This window comes from Eudoraea sp., from assembly GCF_039969275.1.
Taxonomy (GTDB): Bacteria; Bacteroidota; Bacteroidia; order Flavobacteriales; family Flavobacteriaceae; genus Eudoraea.
On sequence record NZ_JBDVOC010000007.1, the window covers coordinates 396284 to 417959 of the forward strand.

At 39.3% G+C, this 21676-nt stretch carries 17 protein-coding genes and 1 tRNA gene; 11 read left to right on the top strand and 7 right to left on the bottom strand.

Annotated elements, in window-relative coordinates:
* Nucleotides 1-64 precede the first annotated feature (64 nt).
* Entirely contained in the window at nucleotides 65-1489 is a 1425-nt protein-coding gene (locus ABJH90_RS06365) for a sulfatase (protein WP_348137647.1), read from the bottom strand.
* Between the two features lie 156 nt (nucleotides 1490-1645).
* Here ABJH90_RS06365 and dnaE point away from each other — a divergent pair, with 156 nt between their 5' ends.
* The 11 genes from dnaE to ABJH90_RS06420 all read left to right on the top strand — a co-directional run bounded on the left by dnaE (nucleotide 1646) and on the right by ABJH90_RS06420 (nucleotide 16082).
* A complete protein-coding gene (dnaE, locus tag ABJH90_RS06370; protein ID WP_348137649.1) occupies nucleotides 1646-6031 on the top strand; it encodes a DNA polymerase III subunit alpha in 4386 nt (1461 codons plus the stop codon).
* Nucleotides 6032-6131: 100 nt separating this feature from the next.
* Nucleotides 6132-6449 carry a thioredoxin gene (gene trxA, locus ABJH90_RS06375; protein ID WP_297703076.1) on the top strand — a complete coding sequence of 106 codons (318 nt, stop codon included), beginning with the start codon at nucleotides 6132-6134 and terminating at the stop codon, nucleotides 6447-6449.
* 70 nt (nucleotides 6450-6519) lie between these two features.
* Nucleotides 6520-7449 carry a DUF58 domain-containing protein gene (locus ABJH90_RS06380; RefSeq protein ID WP_348137651.1) on the top strand — a complete coding sequence of 310 codons (930 nt, stop codon included), beginning with the start codon at nucleotides 6520-6522 and terminating at the stop codon, nucleotides 7447-7449.
* A gap of 73 nt (nucleotides 7450-7522) precedes the next feature.
* A tRNA-Asp gene (locus ABJH90_RS06385) sits at nucleotides 7523-7599 on the top strand.
* Nucleotides 7600-8509: 910 nt separating this feature from the next.
* Entirely contained in the window at nucleotides 8510-9613 is a 1104-nt protein-coding gene (locus ABJH90_RS06390) for a CapA family protein (protein WP_348137653.1), read from the top strand.
* A 265-nt stretch (nucleotides 9614-9878) separates the two neighbouring features.
* Entirely contained in the window at nucleotides 9879-11612 is a 1734-nt protein-coding gene (acsA, locus tag ABJH90_RS06395) for an acetate--CoA ligase (protein WP_348137655.1), read from the top strand.
* Between the two features lies 1 nt (nucleotide 11613).
* The gene (gene pdhA, locus ABJH90_RS06400) at nucleotides 11614-12603 is read left to right on the top strand and encodes a pyruvate dehydrogenase (acetyl-transferring) E1 component subunit alpha (protein ID WP_348137657.1); all 990 of its coding nucleotides are present in this window, start codon (nucleotides 11614-11616) and stop codon (nucleotides 12601-12603) included.
* A gap of 2 nt (nucleotides 12604-12605) precedes the next feature.
* Nucleotides 12606-13601 (top strand): pyruvate dehydrogenase complex E1 component subunit beta, encoded by a 996-nt coding sequence (locus ABJH90_RS06405; RefSeq protein ID WP_348137659.1) that lies wholly within the window; start codon nucleotides 12606-12608, stop codon nucleotides 13599-13601.
* Nucleotides 13594-14751 carry a dihydrolipoamide acetyltransferase family protein gene (locus tag ABJH90_RS06410; protein ID WP_348137661.1) on the top strand — a complete coding sequence of 386 codons (1158 nt, stop codon included), beginning with the start codon at nucleotides 13594-13596 and terminating at the stop codon, nucleotides 14749-14751. The genes ABJH90_RS06405 and ABJH90_RS06410 overlap by 8 nt, the downstream gene beginning before the upstream one ends.
* The gene (locus ABJH90_RS06415) at nucleotides 14748-14990 is read left to right on the top strand and encodes an acyl carrier protein (RefSeq protein WP_348137663.1); all 243 of its coding nucleotides are present in this window, start codon (nucleotides 14748-14750) and stop codon (nucleotides 14988-14990) included. The genes ABJH90_RS06410 and ABJH90_RS06415 overlap by 4 nt, the downstream gene beginning before the upstream one ends.
* Before the next feature lie 105 nt (nucleotides 14991-15095).
* A complete protein-coding gene (locus tag ABJH90_RS06420; protein ID WP_348137665.1) occupies nucleotides 15096-16082 on the top strand; it encodes a zinc-binding alcohol dehydrogenase family protein in 987 nt (328 codons plus the stop codon).
* Between the two features lie 309 nt (nucleotides 16083-16391).
* On the opposite strand, the gene ABJH90_RS06425 is transcribed toward ABJH90_RS06420, so the two are convergent.
* The 6 genes from ABJH90_RS06425 to ABJH90_RS06450 form a co-directional block, all read right to left on the bottom strand.
* Nucleotides 16392-17300: a tryptophan 2,3-dioxygenase family protein gene (locus ABJH90_RS06425; RefSeq protein WP_348137973.1), complete on the bottom strand. Its 909-nt coding sequence runs from the start codon at nucleotides 17298-17300 to the stop codon at nucleotides 16392-16394.
* A 153-nt stretch (nucleotides 17301-17453) separates the two neighbouring features.
* Nucleotides 17454-18833, bottom strand: a complete 1380-nt coding sequence (locus ABJH90_RS06430) for an FAD-containing oxidoreductase (RefSeq protein ID WP_348137667.1) — start codon at nucleotides 18831-18833, stop codon at nucleotides 17454-17456.
* Nucleotides 18834-18916: 83 nt separating this feature from the next.
* Nucleotides 18917-19540: a pyridoxamine 5'-phosphate oxidase family protein gene (locus tag ABJH90_RS06435; RefSeq protein ID WP_348137669.1), complete on the bottom strand. Its 624-nt coding sequence runs from the start codon at nucleotides 19538-19540 to the stop codon at nucleotides 18917-18919.
* A 10-nt stretch (nucleotides 19541-19550) separates the two neighbouring features.
* Complete coding sequence (locus tag ABJH90_RS06440; RefSeq protein WP_348137671.1) at nucleotides 19551-19964, bottom strand: nucleoside deaminase; 414 nt, start codon at nucleotides 19962-19964, stop codon at nucleotides 19551-19553.
* Complete coding sequence (gene gap / locus ABJH90_RS06445) at nucleotides 19961-20953, bottom strand: type I glyceraldehyde-3-phosphate dehydrogenase (protein WP_348137673.1); 993 nt, start codon at nucleotides 20951-20953, stop codon at nucleotides 19961-19963. The genes ABJH90_RS06440 and gap overlap by 4 nt, the downstream gene beginning before the upstream one ends.
* An 86-nt stretch (nucleotides 20954-21039) precedes the next feature.
* Nucleotides 21040-21462, bottom strand: coding sequence for a nuclear transport factor 2 family protein (locus ABJH90_RS06450; RefSeq protein ID WP_348137675.1), 423 nt, complete (start codon nucleotides 21460-21462; stop codon nucleotides 21040-21042).
* Nucleotides 21463-21676: the final 214 nt, after the last annotated feature.

Consider the following 21676-nt stretch of genomic DNA (forward strand, 5'->3'; position numbering starts at 1 on the left):
TATAAAATGGGGTGCAAATATAAGTGTTTTCTATAAACCACCAATACTTTTAAACTATTTCCTTTTATTCTATTTCTACCAATTGATCCTGTCCTATTACCAATTTTGATTTGTGTTCAGAAATAAGCGAATTAATCGCTTTAATGATATTCGGATTTTCATTAGCTACATCAAACCGCTCTTCCGGATCAGTACTTAAATTATATAAAATTGGAGGATTGTGCACCTCCTTTTTACCAAACTCGCCATATTCTCCCTGGGTAATAAAATGTGCCTTGTAATCTCCTAAACGAACAGCATAAAGATCGGTGCCCCTGTAATAAAAAAGCTTCTTCCGGGGACTTTGATTCCCATATAGCAAAGTTTCACTTAAATCGTACCCATCAATTATTCTGTCTTCCGGAATTTTGGCACCTGCCATACTGCTAAAAGTAGTAAAAAGATCCATCGTAGAACCAAGGCCGTTTATCAATCCCGGCTTAATTAAACCCGGTCCCCAGAAAATTCCGGGTTCCCTCATACCGCCTTCCCATGTTGTTCCTTTTCCGGCTCTTAAAACTCCCGCACTACCCCCGTTAAGTTTAAAACTGAGCCAGGGACCATTATCGGAAGTAAAGACAACTATTGTGTTATTTTCGAGGCCTTCTTCTTTTAAAGTGGCAATTATTTTACCAACCCCATAGTCAATCTCTTCTAATACATCGCCGTATAAACCACGCTTACTTTTGCCTTTGAATTCTTTTGATACAAATAAGGGAATATGGGGTAAGTTGTGTGCTAGATAAATAAAGAATGGGGTTCCCTTGTTTTTCTTTATAAATGAAATGGTTTCACTGGTATATCTGCCGGTAATGGTATTCTGATTGGCCGGACGTTCTATGATCTCTGTATTCCTCATTAATGGAACATTAAAATGATTTGTTTTAATGGCCTCATTGGGTTGTTTCCAATACTCCCAATAGGGAATATCAACTACCTTATCCATGTCATTGGAATATGGAATTCCATAGTAATAATCAAAACCATTGTTGGTTGGGAGGTATTCCTGCTTATGTCCTAAATGCCATTTTCCAATACAGGCCGTTTTATAACCCACCTGCTTGAGCTGTTCGGCAAGGGTGATTTCAGATGAGGGCAAACCATTTCTGGAATTCGGATAGAGCACTCTTCTTTTATTACTAGACATACCACTTCTTACTGTAAGTCTTCCTGTAAGTAATGCTGCCCTGCTGGGAGTACAAACACTGGCCGCCGCATAAAAATTGGTCCATTTTTGACCCTCATAGGCCATCAGGTCCAGGTTAGGTGTTTGGATAGTGGGATGGCCGTAAACCCCAAGATCCCCATAACCAAGATCATCTGCAAAAATTATGATAAAGTTGGGTGGCCGATTATTCTTATCTTGACCTAAGGTTTTTTGTACAGCTGTTGAGCAAACCAATGCACTCAAAATCACTAGTAAATTTGACAATTTGATCCTAATATTCATTTTAATATAGCTTTTGGTAGTTTTAAAGATATATATCTCGAAAGACTTAAAAAATAATATCTGCTTTGGCGTTAATAACTCGTGACAACTCTGCTATTTATGAATTTTGTTTTTGATTATTTTTAGCTACTTTTTTTACGCTGAAACCAAACTAATATGTACCTCATTTTTGATACTGAAACTACTGGCCTTCCGAAAAGATGGGATGCTCCGGTAAGTGATACTGACAATTGGCCTCGTAGCATTCAAATTGCCTGGCAATTGCACGATGCACTGGGTAATTTATTAGACCGGCAGGACTTCCTGATTCAGCCAGAAGGCTTCAATATTCCCTATGACGCCGAAAAAATTCATGGGATTTCCACCGAACTCGCGCAGGAGAATGGACATCCTTTGGACGAAGTATTGGAAAAATTTAATGACGCACTAACCAAAACCAAATTTGTAGTCGGTCAGAATGTTGGTTTTGATATTAACATTATGGGGGCTGAATATTATCGGGCAGATCTAAAAACGATATTAGGGGAATTGCCCGTTCTGGACACATGTACGGAACATACGGCCACGCTCTGTGCACTTCCGGGAGGACGAGGCGGCAAATTTAAGCTTCCTACTCTTACTGAGCTTCATCAATATTTGTTTAAAACTCCCTTTGCAGAAGCGCACAACGCCACAGCAGATGTTGAAGCAACTACCCGATGTTTTTTGGAACTCGTAAGGAGAAAGCAATACACCAAAGAACAATTGGATGTACAACCAGATTATTTTGAAAAATTTATCGAAGCCAACCCGCAGGAAATTCAATTAATAGGTTTAAAACATATCAATTTAAAGAAGGTCTCTGAAAAAATAGCCAAACATCTGAAAAAATTAGATATAATAGATGTTTCCGAGGAAGACCTGAGCCAAAATATAAAGTCGCTTGAAGATGCAGAATTTATTCATCTGCATAACCATTCACAATTTTCTGTATTGCAGTCTACCATTAAAATAAAGGATCTTGTTGCAAGTGCTTCTGAAAACAAAATGTCTGCCGTAGCAATGACAGATCACGCCAATATGATGGGTGCTTTTCATTTTGTGAAAGAGGTTAAGGCCCACAACAAAATGGTAGAAGAAGCTGCGGCTAAGGAAACAGAAAATGAAGACAACATTCAAAGAAATTTTATAAAACCTATTATTGGTTGCGAATTTTTTGTGTGTGATGAACATTCAAATAAAAATGTCAAGGATCATGGGTATCAGATGGTGTTGCTGGCTAAAAATAAAAACGGCTATCACAATCTGGCAAAAATGTCTTCTATTGCTTATACCGATGGATTCTACTATGTTCCCAGAATTGACAAAAGTATTATAACTCAATTCAAAGACGATATCATTGTCCTAAGCGGAAACCTTTATGGTGAAGTGGCTTCCAAAATATTAAATATTGGTGAAAATCAGGCTGAGGAATCGTTACTGTGGTGGAAATCTGTTTTTAAAGATGACTTCTATCTTGAAATAATGAGGCATGGCCAGGAAGATGAAGAAAGAGCTAACAAAGTATTAATTGAATTTGCCAAAAAACATCAGGTAAAATTAGTAGCCACCAACAATACTTATTATTGTGCCAAGAAAGATGCAAATGCACATGATATTTTACTATGTGTTAAAGATGGTGAGAAACAGACCACCCCAATTGGCAGGGGTCGCGGTTACAGGTATGGACTGCCCAACCAGGAGTACTACTTTAAGAGCGGTGCTGAGATGAAAGAATTGTTTAAAGACCTTCCCGAATCTATTTTAAATATTCAGGAAGTAGTAAACAAAATTGAACCTTTTGAGCTGGCCAGGGATGTACTCTTACCAGAATTTGAAATTCCAGTTGAGTTTAAGGTTAAAGAGGATGAAGCAGATGGTGGGAAACGAGGTGAAAATGCCTATCTAAGACATATCACTTATGAAGGGGCTAAAAAAAGATATGATGAGATTACTGATGAAATTAAGGAGCGCATTGATTTTGAATTAACAACTGTAGAGAATTCTGGCTATCCGGGCTATTTTTTGATTGTGGAGGATTTTATTCGGGAAGCAAGAAATATGGACGTATCCGTAGGTCCCGGAAGAGGATCTGCCGCCGGTTCTGTGGTAGCCTATTGCCTTTGGATAACCAATATTGACCCTCTGAAATACGACCTGCTATTTGAGCGTTTCCTTAATCCTGATAGGGTTTCAATGCCCGATATCGATATTGACTTTGATGATGAAGGCCGCGGAAGAGTCATGGATTATGTAATCAATAAATACGGTGCTAACCAGGTAGCACAGATTATCACTTATGGCACCATGGCTGCAAAATCATCTATCAGAGATACTGCAAGAGTTCTTGACCTGCCATTAAATGATGCGGACCGGATTGCGAAGTTGATTCCTAATATGTCCAAATTGAGTAAAATATTTGGCGTTCCCGAGGCTGATCTTAAAAAACGGTTTCGGTCTGATGAATTGGAAAAAGTGAATAGTCTGCTCAATATTTCAGAAGGTGACGACCTGGAGGCGCAAACGGTCAATATGGCCAGGGTATTGGAAGGATCTTTACGAAATACGGGAATCCATGCTTGTGGCGTAATCATTACTCCTGATGATATTACGAATTTTGTCCCCGTTGCCACTGCCAAGGATTCTGACCTTTATGTAACCCAGTTTGATAATTCTGTGGTTGAGAATGCAGGCTTATTGAAAATGGATTTCCTCGGTCTGAAAACCCTCACCTTAATAAAAGATACCGTTAAAATTGTAAAAGCCAAACATGGTATTCAATTAGATCCAGATGAATTTCCCCTGGATGATACAGCCACTTATGAGCTATTTCAGCGAGGGGATACGGTTGGGATATTTCAATATGAATCTGTGGGTATGCAGAAGCACCTGAAAGACCTGAAACCTTCTGTATTTGATGACTTAATAGCCATGAATGCACTCTACCGTCCGGGACCAATGGAATACATCCCCAGTTTTATCGCGCGGAAGAATGGCGAGGAGGAAATAGCTTATGACCTCCCGATTATGGAGGAAAACCTTAAAGAAACCTACGGAATAACTGTTTATCAGGAACAGGTGATGCTATTATCACAAAAACTTGCTGGTTTTTCTAAAGGTGACGCCGATGTTCTCAGAAAGGCAATGGGCAAAAAAATATTTGCCCTGCTTCAAAAACTTAAGCCACAGTTCCTTGACGGGGGTGAAAAAAATGGCCATCCAAGAGAAATTTTAGAGAAGATCTGGAAAGACTGGGAAGCTTTTGCTTCCTATGCATTTAATAAAAGTCATTCTACCTGCTATGCTTATATCGCCTATCAAACCGCCTATTTAAAAGCACATTATCCGGCCGAATATATGGCTGCTGTGTTGTCTAACAATATGAACGACATTAAGCAGGTTACTTTTTTTATGGAAGAATGTAAACGAATGGGGCTGGAAGTTCTGGGTCCGGATGTTAACGAATCCTATTATAAATTTGCAGTGAATAAGGAAAATGCGGTCCGTTTTGGTATGGGTGCTATAAAAGGAGTAGGACGTTCAGCCGTAGAGACCATTGTTGAAAACAGGAAAGAGAACGGGCCATTTAAATCGGTTTTTGATTTAACCAAAAGAATAGATTTGAGAGCAGCCAATAAAAAAGCTTTTGAAAACCTTGCTCTGGCCGGCGGTTTCGATTCATTTGGCGACACACACAGAGCACAATATTTTCACAGGGAAGGAGATGGAAATACATTTCTTGAAATGGTTATAAAATACGGGTCCAAATTTCAGGAAAGCGAAAACTCATCTCAGGTAAGCTTGTTTGGCGACACCAGTGAAGTGCAGATTCCGGAACCTGAAGTACCACCTTGTGATGAATGGGGTACAATGGAGAAACTCAGAAGAGAAAAAGAAGTAGTTGGTATTTATATCTCCGGACATCCGCTGGATGATTTCAGATCAGAGATTAATGCCTTTTGCAATGCCAATGTTTCTTTCTTTAATAATTTGGAAGACTATATAAACAGGGAGCTCTCCTTTGCCGGAGTTATTACGGATGTGCAACACAGAGTATCTAAAAATGGTAAGGGATGGGCCTTATTTACCCTGGAGGATTATACAGACACCTTCGAGTTTCGCATTTTTGGAGAAGAATATTTAAAATTCCGACACTTTTTTATGATTAATTCGTTTGTATTTGTAAAGGTATTTGTCCGCGAAGGATGGACAAACCGTGAAACCGGTAAAAAGGGAGATGCACGGTTACAGTTTGTAAACTTTATGTTGTTGCAGGATACCATGGAAAACTTTGCTAAAAAATTGACGATAAAATTGAATATTGACCAACTCAAAGAAGAAAATATTCACGATCTAAAAGATACTCTTATCTCTTATAAGGGTAAGCATCCGCTAAATTTTGTTATATACGAAATGAACGAAGAAATTAAGGTAAACCTGTCCAGCAGAAAGCAAAAAGTAGAGATCACCAGCGAACTATTGCATACTCTGGAAGAAAAGGACGTACATTATAAATTAAATTAAATAAGCTTTTTCAATAGGGTAATAAGAAAAACGAATACTATTGGAGTAATGAAAAGGTAGAATAATTGACTAAATTTGCGTAATTAAAAACAAAAACAATATGGCTTTAGAGATAACCGATGCTACTTTTGACGAAGTAGTTTTAAAAAGTGACAAACCCGTAGTGGTAGATTTTTGGGCAGCATGGTGCGGACCCTGTAGAATGGTAGGACCTATTATAGATGAGGTAAGTACTGAATATGAAGGTAAAGCTGTAGTAGGTAAAGTTGATGTAGATACCAATCAGGAATTTGCTGCAAAATACGGGGTGCGAAATATTCCAACGGTCCTTGTATTTAAGGATGGTGAAATAGTGACCAGACAGGTTGGAGTATCTCCAAAAAAAGTATATACCGATGCAATTGAAGCGGTTCTTTAATTAAAAAAGAAACTTCTATTTTAGAAAAGGTTTAGCAGTTGCTAAACCTTTTTTAGTTTATCTTGGTCCTATGGATTTGCGTTCAGAACTACATAGCGCCCCTTTATTTCAAAACCTTGAATTATTGGCGAATCAGATTGTGGAAGGTTTTATCAGCGGAATCCATAAAAGCCCCTTTCACGGTTTTTCTGCAGAATTTGCCGAACACAAAATATATAATACCGGAGAGAGCACAAAGCACATAGATTGGAAATTGTTTGCAAAGACAGACAAACTTTATACAAAGAGATATGAAGAAGAAACCAATCTGAGATGCCATATGATATTGGACAATTCAGCTTCCATGTATTATCCGGAAATGCAGAAGCTTTCAATTAATAATTTAAATAAAATTGGGTTTGGGGTACTTGCTATTGCTGCTTTAATGAATATCCTTAAAAAGCAGCGGGATGCCGTAGGGCTAAGTGTATTTTCTGATACCTATTCCTTTTACACTTCGGAGAAAGGGAGTGAAAGGCATCACCAAATGTTACTTGCCAAACTAAGTGAAATAAGCTTTGATAAAAAGCCGGCCAAACAGACGGAGCTCTATTCCTATTTACATCAGATAGCGGAGAAGATAAAAAGGCGAAGTCTTGTTTTTCTTTTTACGGATATGTTCCAGACCTCAACCTCAGATGAGAAGCTTTTTGATGCACTTCGGCATTTAAAATACAACAAGCATGAAGTAGTCTTATTCCATTTACTGGACAATGAAACCGAATTACATTTTAACTTTGAGAATACCCCAAAAAGGTTTGTTGATGTAGAAACTGGCAGCCATATAGATCTCTATGCGGACACTATTAAAGATGCCTATGAAAGCGGGATTAGTGAATATTTAGATGACTTAAAACTAAAATGTGCGCAGTACCGCATAAAATATGTAGAAGTAGATATCAGGGAACCCTTTACCAAGGTGCTGAATACATTTATGATAGAACGTCAAAATTTTTTATAGCCCGAACGGAATTTTAAAAAAATTGTTTGTGGAATTCATTTAGCAACGTATATTTGCACACGCTAAACGCCACGGTCTGGTAGTTCAGTTGGTTAGAATACCTGCCTGTCACGCAGGGGGTCGCGGGTTCGAGTCCCGTCCAGACCGCCACAAAGTAAACCCTTCATACATAGTATGAGGGGTTTTTTATTTCCAAACTTGGCGCTTGCTCCGGGAGCGAAGGATATAAAAGACATAGCCGGTTTTGCCAACAGTGGGTTACTTTGAATTTATAACAACGAATGCCTCAGCTACCTAACATTCATTTTACTTAGCCTATTAAATCGCCTTAGGAACATTTCTATATCTATCTAAGTTGTTACCGCATTTAAACACTCCTTTACCAATTATCTCATTCTTTTAATTCGATAAGTAAGGAGTGAAACTCAGTATCTCCCATATTTTAAATTAAATGAACCTCGTCTTCTGTATTTAGTCCATAGTGTCAAAAGTGTTTGTCCACTTTGTAGACTTTTTTGGTGTTTTAATGAACTATGATTTAAGTCATAGGATTCAATTAATTGTAGCATCAATTTTGTAGAAATATTAAAAACCATTTGATATGACTTTCTTAATTACAGCAGTAGCAGGAACGATAGCAATAATATTAATTGTCTCAATCGTAGAGAGTGTTTATGATTACTAAAGTTTAAGCGGTCTTTTGATTCCTGGTTTCCATACCATTTTCATTTACTAGATCAAAGGCATCTATCAAGTGTCATAGGTTGGGATTCTTTTGCGCCAATTTGTTTGCCCGGTGTTCGGTAGTTGAATATATCGTTGTGTTTTCTTCTTTAGGTAAGGAATTATTGAATATGGCAGATAGACCTTTGTATTCCTTTAAATAAAAGAATGTTGTTAAAACCGGCTATAGTAATGATTGCACATAGCATTATCCCTGTAATATGAGAAAATTATTTAGGCAAAAAGTGCCTTATTACCTTTCATATCCCATGATCTGAATCATTTTGTGGTTCTTCCTGAATGTCTATTTTTATCCTTCTTTATATGCTATTTTAAGATGGATCAATCACTTACCCTGTTTCTTTGTGGTGATGTAATGACCGGTCGGGGCATAGACCAGATTTTGCCCCATCCCAATGATCCGGTGCTTTACGAATCCTATTTAAAAAATGCGAAGGACTATGTAAAACTTGCCGAAAAAGCAAACGGGGCTATTGAACGTCCTGTAGATTTTGCCTACATCTGGGGGTATGCCATAGGGGCCATGAAAGAAGCCGATGCCCGGATAATAAACCTGGAGACTAGTATAACCAGTAGTGAGGATTACCTCAACAAAGGCATAAATTATCGCATGCACCCCAAAAATATTTCGTGCCTGGACATTGCCAATGTAGATTGCTGTGTCTTAGCCAACAATCATGTACTGGACTGGGGCCAAAAAGGGCTTTTGGACACCCTGGAGACGCTGGAGAGCGCACAGATAAAATATGCCGGCGCTGGCAGGAATAACAGCGATGCCAAAGCACCGTGTATTTTAACTGTTAAGGGCAAGGGCAGGATTCTGGTCTTCGCTTTTGGCTTATCCTCAAGCGGGATACCACATAATTGGAAAGCAACTGAGCATCGTCCGGGACTGAATGTACTTACTAATTTGTCTATGGAGACCATTAAATGGATCGAAAAGGAAATCACACAAATAAAACGGCCGGGAGACCTGGTGGTGGCCTCTATCCATTGGGGCGGCAATTGGGGTTATGAAGTTCAGGAAGCCCATAGGGGATTCGCACATAACCTGATTGACCATGCTGGGGTCGATATTATCCATGGCCATTCTTCACACCATTTCAAGGGGCTGGAAGTTTATAAAAACAAGCTCGTAATATATGGTTGTGGAGATTTTCTGAATGATTATGAAGGAATCGGTGGCCATGAATCTTACCGCAGTGATCTGGGCCTGATGTATTTTATTAAGTGGGATTGCACAAAAGGAGATTTTGTCTCGCTAATGATGGTCCCCACTCAAATCAGGAAATTACAAATAAACAAGCCCAATAAAGAGGATTGCAATTGGATAAAGAAAGTATTGAACCGGGAAGGAAAAAAGTTTGGCACCAAAGTGGAATGGGCGAATGAGCATACTTTGACCCTGGTTTGGAATTGATATTATTTTAAAAGCAAAAAAGAATATTTTCTGTTTATACGATTTGAACTACCACCCAAACTATGCTTTTTTTGGGCGCATAGGACATGGCTACAAATATTTCTAATAGCACCCCTTCCATAAGAACATCTTCCTCGGAAAAGCCGCTTTTAAAGCATTTAATATAAGTTGAAAATAAGTGCCCTCACTGATAAAGATCATTACAAAACCAATAATTGCAAACTATATTGGATGCCTAAATAATAGTTTTTTGATTCCACTTATCATGAAAGACACTTTATACATAACACGGAAGAAAACGCCAAATATGCCAGATTATGATTCTTTGTGTGGTCGGTTTAAATGGGAAAATGAATATAAATATTTAGACAGGCTCCCGGGAGGCGGGCTCAATATCGCGCACGAAGCAGTGGACAGGCACGCCAATAGCGATCTTGCCAATACGGTTGCGCTTAGATGGATTCGGAAGGATAGATCGTTTATAGATTTCACCTATGCCGATTTAAAAATTCAGACCTCCCGATTCGCAAATGTTCTGGAAAAGCTGGCTATAAAAAAGAACGATAGCATTTTTTCTCTTGTAGGAAGAATTCCTTCCTTATATGTTGCCGCACTGGGGACACTAAAAAACGGAGCGGTATTTTGTCCCATGTTTTCAGTTTTTGGACCAGAACCTGCTTTTCAACGTTTAAGTAAAGGGAAAGCAAAGGTTTTGATAACTACAACAAAACTATATCAGCCAAAAATAAAACAATTGATGCATCGGCTTCCTTTGCTTCGGTATATTTTATTGACGGATGCAAAACAACATATGGACGCTAAAGTCTTGTCCCTATCCCAATTAATGGATGAAGTCCCAAATGAATATGTAATCAAAAATACGCAGCCGGAAGATCCTGCTTTATTGCATTTTACAAGCGGCACCACCGGGATGCCAAAAGGTGCTTTACATGTTCATCAAGCGGTCCTTACACATTACGTTACCGGAAAATATGTTCTCGACTTCCAACCCGGGGATATATTCTGGTGTACGGCAGATCCGGGATGGGTTACCGGAACTTCTTATGGGATCATTGCTCCTCTGGTCAATGGGGTTACCAACATTGTTGATGAAGAAGAGTTCGACGCAGCCCGCTGGTATTCCATTCTTGAAGAACACCGTGTAAATGTATGGTATACTGCTCCAACGGCTATCCGCAGATTAATGCGCCTTGATTTTAAGCCATTGGAAAAGTATGATCTTTCTAACCTGCGTCTAATACATAGTGTTGGGGAACCCTTGCAAGCAGAGGAAGTAATTTGGGGTAAAAAGACTTTTGAAATGCCCATTTGCGATAACTGGTGGCAAACGGAGACCGGTGGCATCATGATTTCAAACTATTCTTCGATGGAAGTACGCCCGGGTTCTATGGGCAAACCATTACCAGGAATCGAGGCTGCAATTGGAAACATTGTTGAGGACGAAGTACATCTCTTATCAAAACCCATGGAACAAGGACATCTTTTGCTAAAAATAGGATGGCCGTCCATGTTCAGGGCATATCTTGATGAGGAGGAACGCTATAAGAAATGCTTTAAAGGAGAATGGTATGTTACCGGCGATCTGGCAAAGAAAGATAAAGATGGCTATTTCTGGTTCGTGGGCAGGGCCGATGACATTATCAAAACATCTGGCCATATGGTAGGGCCATTTGAAGTGGAAAGTACATTAATGGAGCACCCCGCAGTTTCTGAAGCGGCTATCATAGGGAAACCAGACCCCCTTGTAGGGGAACTGGTTAAGGCCTTTGTAGTTTTAAAACCCGGGTATGAAGGGAATGATAAAACGAAACTGGATATCAAAGGGTTTACACGTAAAAAATTAGGACCGGCAGTAGCTCCTAAAGAAATAACATTTACAGACAGTTTGCCCAAGACAAAAAGTGGCAAAATCCTGAGGCGATTATTAAAAGCGAGAGAACTGGGATTACCCGAAGGAGACAAATCAACATTGGAATAACATGGAAAAAGAAGGAATAAAGACAAATCCGGCAATCACCAGAAAACTTGGCCTTAAACTTCTGTACCAGATGATCCTGATCAGAAGGTTCGAGGAAAAGTCTGCCGAATTGTATACCAAAGAAAAAATTCGTGGTTTTCTGCATCTCTATATTGGTGAAGAGGCAGTCGCCGTTGGTGCTATGCAGTCATTAACAAAAGATGACAATATACTGAGTACCTACCGTGAACATGGCCATGCACTGGCAAGGGGCCTTGATCCGGGAAGCATCATGGCCGAGATGTATGGCAAACAAGAGGGGTGTAGCATGGGACGTGGAGGCTCAATGCACTTATTTGATACTTCCAAAAAATTTTATGGAGGAAATGCCATTGTTGGAGGCCATTTACCCATGGCAGTCGGAATGGCACTGGCATCCAAAAAACAAAATCTTAACAATCTTACCTGTTGTTTTTTTGGTGAAGGGGCAATTGCAGAAGGAGAATTCCATGAATCAATGAACCTGGCTGCCCTATGGGGGGTCCCTGTTCTTTTTCTCTGTGAAAACAACCTTTACGGCATGGGAACCGCGCTCCGTTTTTCACATTCTGTTCAGAAACTGGAAAAAAAAGGAGCTGCATACGGGGTTGAATCAGCAAAGGCCAATGGAATGGATGTGCTGGAAGTGAAGAATGCAGTTGAGAAGGCCACAGCATACATCAAATCTACGGGAAAACCATATTTTCTGGTATGCAACACCTATCGCTTTAGAGCGCACTCCATGTTCGATGCCCAGTTGTATCGTGAGAAAAAGGAAGTTGATGAATGGAAAAAACGTGATCCTATTCTAACATTTAGTAATCAATTATTAAAAAACGAATTAATCTCCCCGGATGATATTGATACTATAGAGGACAAGGTCAAAGCTGAAGTGCAAAAAGCCGTTGATTTTGCAGAAGCGGGAACTTTTGAACCTGTTGAAGATTTAAAAAAATTTGTTTATAGCCCATAGTTATGACTGATAAAACAACATTGAAAATTACGTATAGGGAGGCATTAAAACGTGGAATCCACGAAGCCCTGATCAATAGTGATAAGGTATTCCTGATGGGAGAAGATGTAGGGCGTTATGGAGGTGCCTTTGCAGTAAGTAAAGGATTCCTTGAGGAATTTGGTGAAGATCGTATCATGGACGTTCCCTTGTCAGAATCAGGTTTTGTTGGAGCAGGTATAGGTGCTGCTTTAGCAGGGATGCGACCCATAGTGGAAGTAATGACAGTCAACTTCAGCCTGCTCGCACTAGACCAGATCATTAACAACGCATCTACTTTATTACATATGTCGGGAGGGCAGATAAATGTCCCTGTGGTCATCCGAATGAATTCGGGAATTGGCAACCAGCTCGCGGCCCAGCATTCTCACAGCTGGGAACCATTCTATGCACACATTCCAGGATTGAAGATCGTTTCCGCCGGCACGCATGAGGATGCCAGAGGAATGCTCTCAACCGCCCTGGAGAGTCCTGATCCTGTTGTGATTTTTGAGTATACTTCCCTACTCAACATGGAATCGGAAATCCCCTCCGGCTCTGGCGCTGTGGATCTTGATAAGGCAAAAGTACGTAGGGAGGGAAAGGATCTTTCGATCATTACATATGGTCCCGGGGTATACAAAGCTTTGGCAGCTGCAGAAATATTGGCCTCATCCAGGATTGATGTGGAAATAATTGATCTTCGTGTACTCAATCCTATCGATAATGAAACCATCATAAATTCCATAGCTAAAACACATAAAGCATTGATCGTAGAGGAGGCATGGCGTTCGGTCAGTATATCCTCAGAGATCATTTCCAGAATTATGGAGAATGCCTTTTTTAGTTTGGATGCTCCGGTAGAGCGGCTTTGCGGAATTGAGGTGCCCATTCCATATCCCAAACATTTGGAGGACGCATCGATTCCACAGAAACAGGATATTGTTGACTCGGTTTTAAAAATGATTCGGTATGATTGAATTTACTATGCCCAGTCTTGGTGCCGATATGGAGGATGGCACACTTGTAGAATGGAGGGTAAAATATGGTGATTTTGTTAAACGGGGTGATATCATAGCGGATGTTGATACCCAAAAAGGTTTGATCGAAATAGAAGTCTTTGATGAAGGTACCATCGCGGAGCTTATTGTCAAAGAAGGAGAAAATGTACCTGTAGGAACGGTAATGGCCAACATCATCCCGGTTGGGGAAAAAGTGTCTGTCAAAAAGAAATCCAGGATTAAAAAAGAACCCATAAAACAAATAGTAAATAAGGGTTCAATAAAAATTGATGATCAATTAAAGATATCCCCACTGGCGAAAAAAATTGCGAAGGAAAAAGGAATCGATCTGTCAACCATAAAAGGAAGCGGTCCGGAAGGCAGTATTGTCAAAAAGGATATTGACCTGGCTGTTGTTATGAAAGTAGAATCGCATGTAGAAGTTACGGGAGGCAAAAAAGAAATAGCTGTGAAAGGTTTGCGAGCGGCAATCGCTACTGCCATGAGCAAGTCCAACAGAGAGATTCCTCATTTTTACCTTGAGACAAGGATCGACATGTCAAAAGCGCTCGATTGGTTGCGCGAATCGAATAGGCAAAGGGAGCTTAAAGACAGATTGCTATCCGTTGTGCTGCTGATTAAAGCAACAGCGAAAGCTATAAAAGAAGTGCCCTCAGTTAATGCTTTTTGGGAAAATGGACTGCAATTGAAAGATTCCATCAATATAGGCTTTGCCGTTTCATTGCGGCAAGGAGGAGTTGTGATTCCGGCGATACCAGAGGCAGACAATAAATCCCTGAATCAGTTAATGGACCTGTTGAACGATTTGATACCGCGTGCAAGGGCATTACAATTGAGAAGTTCAGAATTAAGCGAATCTACCATTACAGTTTCCAATATTGGGGAAGGAAGTACAGATAAAGTATTTGGGGTTATTTATCCGCCTCAGGTTGCCATTTTAGGTTTTGGCAATATTGTAGAAGAGGCCTGGGCCGAGGACGGTGAATTGAGCACCCGCCCCGTTGTTCATGTTACACTCGCCGCAGACCACAGGGCCATTGATGGTTATCTGGGGAGTAGGTTTTTAATGGCCCTAAAGAAAAATCTGCAAAAGCCCGAAGCCCTATGAAAGATGAGGAAGCAAAAGCAACTATTCTTAGATTGCTACAAGAAATAGCACCGGACATTGATCCGGAGGAACTTGGAATGGATGACAATATCAGGGAAGTTTTTGGTATCGATTCATTCGACTTTCTGCAACTAATAATTGGTCTTGACAAGGAATTCGGGATCACAACCCCGGAAGAGGATTATGGCAAAATAACCACGCTCAGGTATTTGATAGCTTATGTAAAAGCCACAAAATAGACGATCAATTTAATTTTTTCACCGTATCAGATTTAGAATCACCAATAGAATATCCCTATTTGGTACCTGCGTTATTTTGTCAATCAAATTAAATACCTAAGTTTATTGAAAGAAAAGAAGAATATGAAAGTGGCAATTACCATAGGATCTGGCGAACCGGAAGTCATTGAAATTCAGGATAAACCTGTCCCGGAAGCCAAAAGCGGTTGGGTTTTAATAAAAATTAAGGCTTTTGGTTTAAACAGATCTGAACTATTTACCCGTCAGGGCCATTCTCCAGATGTCCGGTTTCCAAGAATCCAGGGAATAGAATGTGTAGGTACGGTAGAAGAAGACCCGTCCGGTACCTATAATAAAGGTCAGAAGGTGGCTGCTATTATGGGTGGTATGGGCAGGGATTTTGACGGGGGTTATGCTGAGTATACCTTAGTACCTTTAAAAATAGTATTTCCCTTTGAGAGCAATTTACCATGGAGTACCCTTGGGGCCATTCCTGAGATGTTCCAAACAGTTTCAGGGTCTTTAACCCAGGCATTAGAAGTTAAGTCTGGTGAAACCTTACTTATCAGAGGTGGAACATCATCCATAGGCTTACTTTCCTGCCAGTTAGCAAAACATTTAGGATTGACGGTCATTTCTACAACCAGAAATTCAGCTAAGAAGGATTTTTTGATAGAAAACGGGGCAGCTCATGTTCTTATTGATAATGGAACAATTTCTAAGGAACTTAAAGAATTATACCCTGATGGCGTAAACAAGGTATTGGAATTAATTGGTATAAAAACATTAAAGGATTCTTTAAAATGTATAAAACGCCAGGGAACAGTATGTATGACAGGAATACTGGGCGGTGAATGGACGCTTAAGGAATTCACCCCTATGGGTGACATCCCCTCTTTAGGAAGATTAACAGTATATATGGGAGACGCTGCTAATTTAAAGAAAGACTTACTGCAAGATTTTATTGATGCGGTTGCGGATGGGGTGATAACCCTTAACATTGACAAAGTTTTCCGTCTAGACCAAATAGTTGAGGCCCACACCTATATGGAAAACAATTTAGCCAAAGGAAAACTAGTGGTTGAGATATAGGTCCTATAAAGGTTCTCAAAATTTATAAGGAACTTAAAATTCAAAACAGGTGTTTTGCACTTTGTGAAGTGAAGGTTGAGGGGTTTTATTTATGCTCTGCTACTTTAAGCGGAAAGAATGGCCTTAAACTACTGATGCCAATCAAAAATGTTCCATCAATAGAACATCACCATTTATTTTTCTTTTCTTTAGAGGCATTGCAGGACCAACCCCAGGGTGATCTTGAGTATATAGGAGAAAGCCTCTCTCTTAGTTTAAGGAGTAAAACCTAATTCGAGAATGATTCTCTACACTTCTAAAATTGAGTTATCATTGTTCAGGAATTCCCCAGTTCATCTTTTCATCTTCAGTCCATAAAGTTGGGAAAAATTTGCGCTGCTGATGTTTCGGATGTAGATACTTCTTCCATTCAGAACCCCCCGTTGCAGTCTTGTTTTCACCCTTCACATTTAAATAATAATCTGCAGTTCGAAGGTGTACCAATGGCCATTCTACATTATAAAGGTGATCAAATTCCTTTAGCTTTTCAGTTAATTGAGCGGAAGGGTTTTTTAATTTCAGAAATTTATCCTCAAGAGTATATCCCTGTAATTTTTTGGCGAGGGCAATTAAACTATCCAGGTATTTTTCCTCAAACTGTTGCAATGTCAGGGTTTTTGCACCCGTTTCACGGTTTAATCCGGCATCCTTCCAATAAATATGCTCAAAATATTCCTCTACGCTAGGTTTGGTGGATAAACGATCTTGCCCTTCATCATTAACTAAGTTTTCCAGCCGGGTACAGTACAGTTCAATATATCTGAACTGGGCACTTTGAAACCCACTAGCCGGAGTCAACGTGGTGCGAAATTCATTGTAGTCGTCATGATCCATGCCATCCTTCATGATATCAAAAGAGGTAATAAGCATTGTAGTGTACCTATTTAGTCTGTTGATTTTGGTAATTAAAAAAGTTTCTGTCGGGAATTCCTCTTCCGAAATCTGTTCTAATTCATGTCTCATCATCTTCAGCATTAATTCGGTAACCTGATGATACATGATAAAAATGGTTTCATCCTTAAAATGAGTACGTGGTTTTTGTAATGACAATAAGGTATCAGTTTCTACATAATCCCAATACGTAATTGGTTTGGCATGAAGCAAGCCTTTCAGGTAAGTTTCCGGATTTTCACCCAGAGCCTCATATTTTTGCTTTAGTTTTTTGTTTATATCCAAAATAGTTTTATGGCTTAAAATTTATCTATTAATAGGGCTTAACCGGATTTTCTTTCGTTTGTTTCCAATGTTTCAAAATGTGTAATCACTTTTCGATGTGATTCTTCACTTATAGTATTATTCTCTTTTAAATACATATCAAGATGTCGATGCAACTTAATTGATTTTATTTAAACTTTCCAACATTGTTGGAATTAGTTCAGAGATGGTTGGATGAACTTGAACAGAATCTCTTATTAACGTATATGGAAGATCTGCGTACATAATATTAAGGATACTACTAATAACTTCATCTCCCCCAACTCCCAGGATCGCTGCACCTAATATTTTGTTGGTTTCAGCATCTATTATGGCACTCATAATTCCATTAGTCTCTCCTTTTTCTTTAGCTCTTGCAATGCGGCTCATTGGTCTTGTTCCTTCCAAAATTTTATAGCCTTTCTTCAAAGCTTCTTTTTTAGTCAGTCCGGCTCGTCCTAGCGGCGGATCTACAAAAAGACCGTAAGTTAAAAAACGATCTGATACTCTTCTGTTTTTACCATCAAATTTATTTTGAGCTATAATTTCATAGTCATTGTATGCTGTATGCGTAAAGGCTCCTTTACCATTACAATCTCCTAAGGCATAAATACCTTTAATATTGGTTTGTAAGGAATCGTCTACTTCTATATAACCTCTGTCATTGGTTTTAATACCAGCTGCAGACAAGTTTAGAGTATCAGTATTAGGAATTCTTCCTACTGCCAACAATAAATGGGTGCCTGTAACTTCCGGTGGTCCCTGCAAGCAATCTAACTCTACGGCTATCTTTCCATCTTCATTTTGATGACCACTTATGCAGTTGGCATTCAAACGAAAGTCTATTCCTTCGTCTTTTAAAAAACTATAAATTCGATCACTTATTTCATCATCTTCCCGGCTAATAATACTGGCACTTCTTTCTATAATGGTTACTTTACTGCCAAACCTTTTAAACATTTGTCCAAATTCCAGTCCTATATAGCTTCCTCCAACAATTATTAAATGCTGAGGAAGTTCTTCCAACTCCAGAATGGTCTGATTGGTGAGGTAATTAACCCCTTCAAACCCTTCTGGAATAAAAGGGCGACCACCAACATTGATGTAAATTTCATTTGCCGATAATTGTTTTTCCCGCACCGCTACTATTTTCTCTGCTAAAAAACGAGCAGTTCCTTCAAAGAAAGTTATGTTGTCATTATTCCTTACTCCGGCTGTAATCCCATCTACTGAAGCTTTTATAATGCTGTCTTTTCGTGACTTTACTTTTTTTAGATCTACTTTTACACCTTCGGGTATTATTACACCAAGTTCTTCTCCATGCTGGGCATCCCACATTCTACGGGCACTGGCAACATAGGTCTTGGTTGGCGTACATCCTATATTTAGGCAGGTTCCTCCGAAGTGTTCTTTCTCAATAAATGCTACTTTCTTTCCTTCGGTAGCTAATTTAAATACCAATGGAGTTCCTGCTTGACCAGAACCAATGATTATTGCATCAAATTGAAGTATAGACATGTTTTTAAATAATTAAATATTCAATATACTCAAAGCGGAAATAACCAGGCTCTTATTTGCAAGCATTTTTGATTGTACATATCCTACTGTGGTCCACAACCTTCCAATTTTGCCTGCAAGTCCTTAATTTCCGCTTTTAAGTTCTCAATATAATTGTTCTTTTCTTCCGCCATCTTAGAAATGTCTTCTACGGTATACCTTGGTGTAATATGCTGCGGGCAATTCCAATCAAAAGCTTTAATATGAAAAAGAAAAATACGTTCGGCTTTGTATTTATAATCTTCTAATTTCAGTTTTTCAACTAATTCTGGTTGTTCGGATAAGGAGACAACCTCAGCTTCAGCATAAATTTTAAGTCTTGCCCTGTTTGGATAATCTACCAGAATCAAAGACACTTTGTTATGTGTTTCCACGTTACCGGTTGTAATGTATTGCTTGTTTCCCCTGAAATCCAGAAATGCTAACGTCTTCAGGTCTATTGCCTTCAGGAATCCCTTTGGGCCTCCCCGGTGTTGGATATATGGAAACCCATTTTCCCCAAATGAAGCCACATAAAAACTGTCACGTTCTTTAATAAAGCTCAACTCCCTGTTAGAAAGGCCATCTGGAAAAGTAAATTGTTCCATCCGCTCATAACCCTGACGACTTCCTTGCTCTTTCTGCAGGGCCTTAATAGGATCAGAAAACGCTAATTTGGCATAGTTCATAACATCTCACTTATTTATTTAACAAAATACATCTAACCGGATCTCCCCAAGTAGGGGGTACATCTTTGGAAGTAAGTAAATTAAAAGAGCTACTAGCTCCACCTACCCATTCGGATCTGTTTTTAAAGACTACTGTACTTATCCCATGAAATCGTATGGCATAACTGCACATAACACATGGTTCATTTGTAGTAATCAAAGTTGCACCTGCCATATCCCTGCCAAGAATTTTTCTTGCCTTTTTGATCACTTCCAATTCGGCGTGGCAACTAATGTCTTGCTTGCTAAATGTAGCCTCTTCGGCTTGGGCTACGATGTTATTTTCATAAATTAGCAGGCTTCCTACGGCCGTATTACCTCTTGCAGAGGCGTTAGTTGCAAGCTTCTCACAAATTTTCATATATGGACGAAAATTCTGTATCATCCTTTGATTTCCAGGATCTGACGAATCATTTGATTTGTAAAACCCCATTCATTATCATACCAGGTCATTATCTTTAGTAAATCCCCATCTACAACGCGCGTCATACTTAAATCTACAGTAGAAGCATAAGGACTTTTTACGATATCAGATGATACTATAGGTTCATAAGTAGTTGACAAAACCTTATCATAACGCTTGGTTTCGGATTCTTCTTTAAGGATAGTATTCACCTCATCTAAGGTAACATTTTTCTCCATTACGAAAGTCATATCCGAAATTGAACCAACAGGTATAGGTACTCGTATTGCCACTCCATCGAACTTTCCGGCATACTGTGGCAAGGCCTTTGTTGTGGCTATTGCCGCTCCAGTAGTTGTAGGCACCAGATTCGCAGCTCCTGCCCTACCCATCCTGAAATTTTTCTTTGAAGGACCGTCTACAATACTTTGCGATGCCGTATAGGCGTGTACCGTAGTCATTATGGCCTTCTTAATACCAATCCTGCGACCTAATATTTCAACAACCGGACTGATATTATTCGTAGTACAACTGGCGCAGGAAAATACACTGGTATGTCCATCTTTAGAATTCACACCATGCACAACCGTAGGGGTATCAACACTATTTGTAGGTGCCGAAATAATAACAGTTTTAGCCCCGGCTTTAATGTGTTTTTCGGCATCTTCCTGTGCTGTGAATAATCCGGTACTTTCAATAACCAAGTCTACTTCCAATTCTCCCCAGGGTAAATCCTCCGGGTTTCTCACAGAAGTATATCGTATTTTATTCCCTGATACAATAAGAGTATCTCCATTTTGCGAGACTTCTTTTTCATAGATACCGTACACAGAGTCATATTTTAAAAGATAAGCCGTATTCTCTACAGTAACAATATCATTTACCGCTACCAACTCTAATCCTGGGGTGTCCAAAATTATCTTTAGAGCCGCTCTTCCAATGCGCCCCATTCCGTTTATTGCAATTTTCATATATCCAGTTTTTAGGTTAAAAGTTGTTGTTATATTGTCTTATAGTAAACCCATAGTTTACATCTATAATTTTACTTAATTGAAGATTATGTAATCGTTAATTTTCTATCCTCATTAGTAATAGGTACATCATTAATGCTGGCAAAACGCTTTTTCATTAGCCCGTTTTCATCAAACTCCCAGTTTTCATTCCCATAAGCCCTCGTCCATTGGCCATGATTATCACGGTACTCATATTCAAATCGTACGGCTATTCTGTAATCGCCATGTGCCCAGTATTCTTTTTTTAATACATAATGATGTTCCTGCTCCCATTTGTTCGATAAAAATTCTCGAATGGCTTTACGCCCCTTTAGAAACTTAGATCTGTTCCTCCACTCGCTGTCTTTAGTGTAGGCGAGGGATACTCTTTCAGGATCCTTGCTATTCCAGGCATCTTCAGCCATTTGTATCTTCTTTTTCGCCGTTTCCTGAGTAAAAGGGGGTAAAGGATATTTCTTTTGTTCCATTTTGTTGTTTTAAAAAAGGCGGGGCTTGGATTGTTTCCATTCCAAAACCCGCTGAGTATCAATTAAATTCCTCCAGGTTCTGTCTTAAATTTTTAAGAGAATCTTAGTTTTGTAATATAGGAATGACGTCTTTTATTCCTCCAATATTCATGTCGAAGTGTAGACAAGATGCTGTCTTTAGATCCTACTTCTTTGCTGTTATTTGCTTTCATAA

What these genes read in the sequence shown, in the direction of transcription:
- ABJH90_RS06365 (WP_348137647.1), bottom strand. Translation starts at nt 1,489, where the DNA reads ATGAATATTAGGATCAAATTGTCAAATTTACTAGTGATTTTGAGTGCA.
- dnaE (WP_348137649.1), top strand. Translation starts at nt 1,646, where the DNA reads ATGTACCTCATTTTTGATACTGAAACTACTGGCCTTCCGAAAAGATGG.
- trxA (WP_297703076.1), top strand. Translation starts at nt 6,132, where the DNA reads ATGGCTTTAGAGATAACCGATGCTACTTTTGACGAAGTAGTTTTAAAA.
- ABJH90_RS06380 (WP_348137651.1), top strand. Translation starts at nt 6,520, where the DNA reads ATGGATTTGCGTTCAGAACTACATAGCGCCCCTTTATTTCAAAACCTT.
- ABJH90_RS06390 (WP_348137653.1), top strand. Translation starts at nt 8,510, where the DNA reads ATGGATCAATCACTTACCCTGTTTCTTTGTGGTGATGTAATGACCGGT.
- acsA (WP_348137655.1), top strand. Translation starts at nt 9,879, where the DNA reads ATGAAAGACACTTTATACATAACACGGAAGAAAACGCCAAATATGCCA.
- pdhA (WP_348137657.1), top strand. Translation starts at nt 11,614, where the DNA reads ATGGAAAAAGAAGGAATAAAGACAAATCCGGCAATCACCAGAAAACTT.
- ABJH90_RS06405 (WP_348137659.1), top strand. Translation starts at nt 12,606, where the DNA reads ATGACTGATAAAACAACATTGAAAATTACGTATAGGGAGGCATTAAAA.
- ABJH90_RS06410 (WP_348137661.1), top strand. Translation starts at nt 13,594, where the DNA reads ATGATTGAATTTACTATGCCCAGTCTTGGTGCCGATATGGAGGATGGC.
- ABJH90_RS06415 (WP_348137663.1), top strand. Translation starts at nt 14,748, where the DNA reads ATGAAAGATGAGGAAGCAAAAGCAACTATTCTTAGATTGCTACAAGAA.
- ABJH90_RS06430 (WP_348137667.1), bottom strand. Translation starts at nt 18,833, where the DNA reads ATGTCTATACTTCAATTTGATGCAATAATCATTGGTTCTGGTCAAGCA.
- ABJH90_RS06435 (WP_348137669.1), bottom strand. Translation starts at nt 19,540, where the DNA reads ATGAACTATGCCAAATTAGCGTTTTCTGATCCTATTAAGGCCCTGCAG.
- ABJH90_RS06440 (WP_348137671.1), bottom strand. Translation starts at nt 19,964, where the DNA reads ATGATACAGAATTTTCGTCCATATATGAAAATTTGTGAGAAGCTTGCA.
- gap (WP_348137673.1), bottom strand. Translation starts at nt 20,953, where the DNA reads ATGAAAATTGCAATAAACGGAATGGGGCGCATTGGAAGAGCGGCTCTA.
- ABJH90_RS06450 (WP_348137675.1), bottom strand. Translation starts at nt 21,462, where the DNA reads ATGGAACAAAAGAAATATCCTTTACCCCCTTTTACTCAGGAAACGGCG.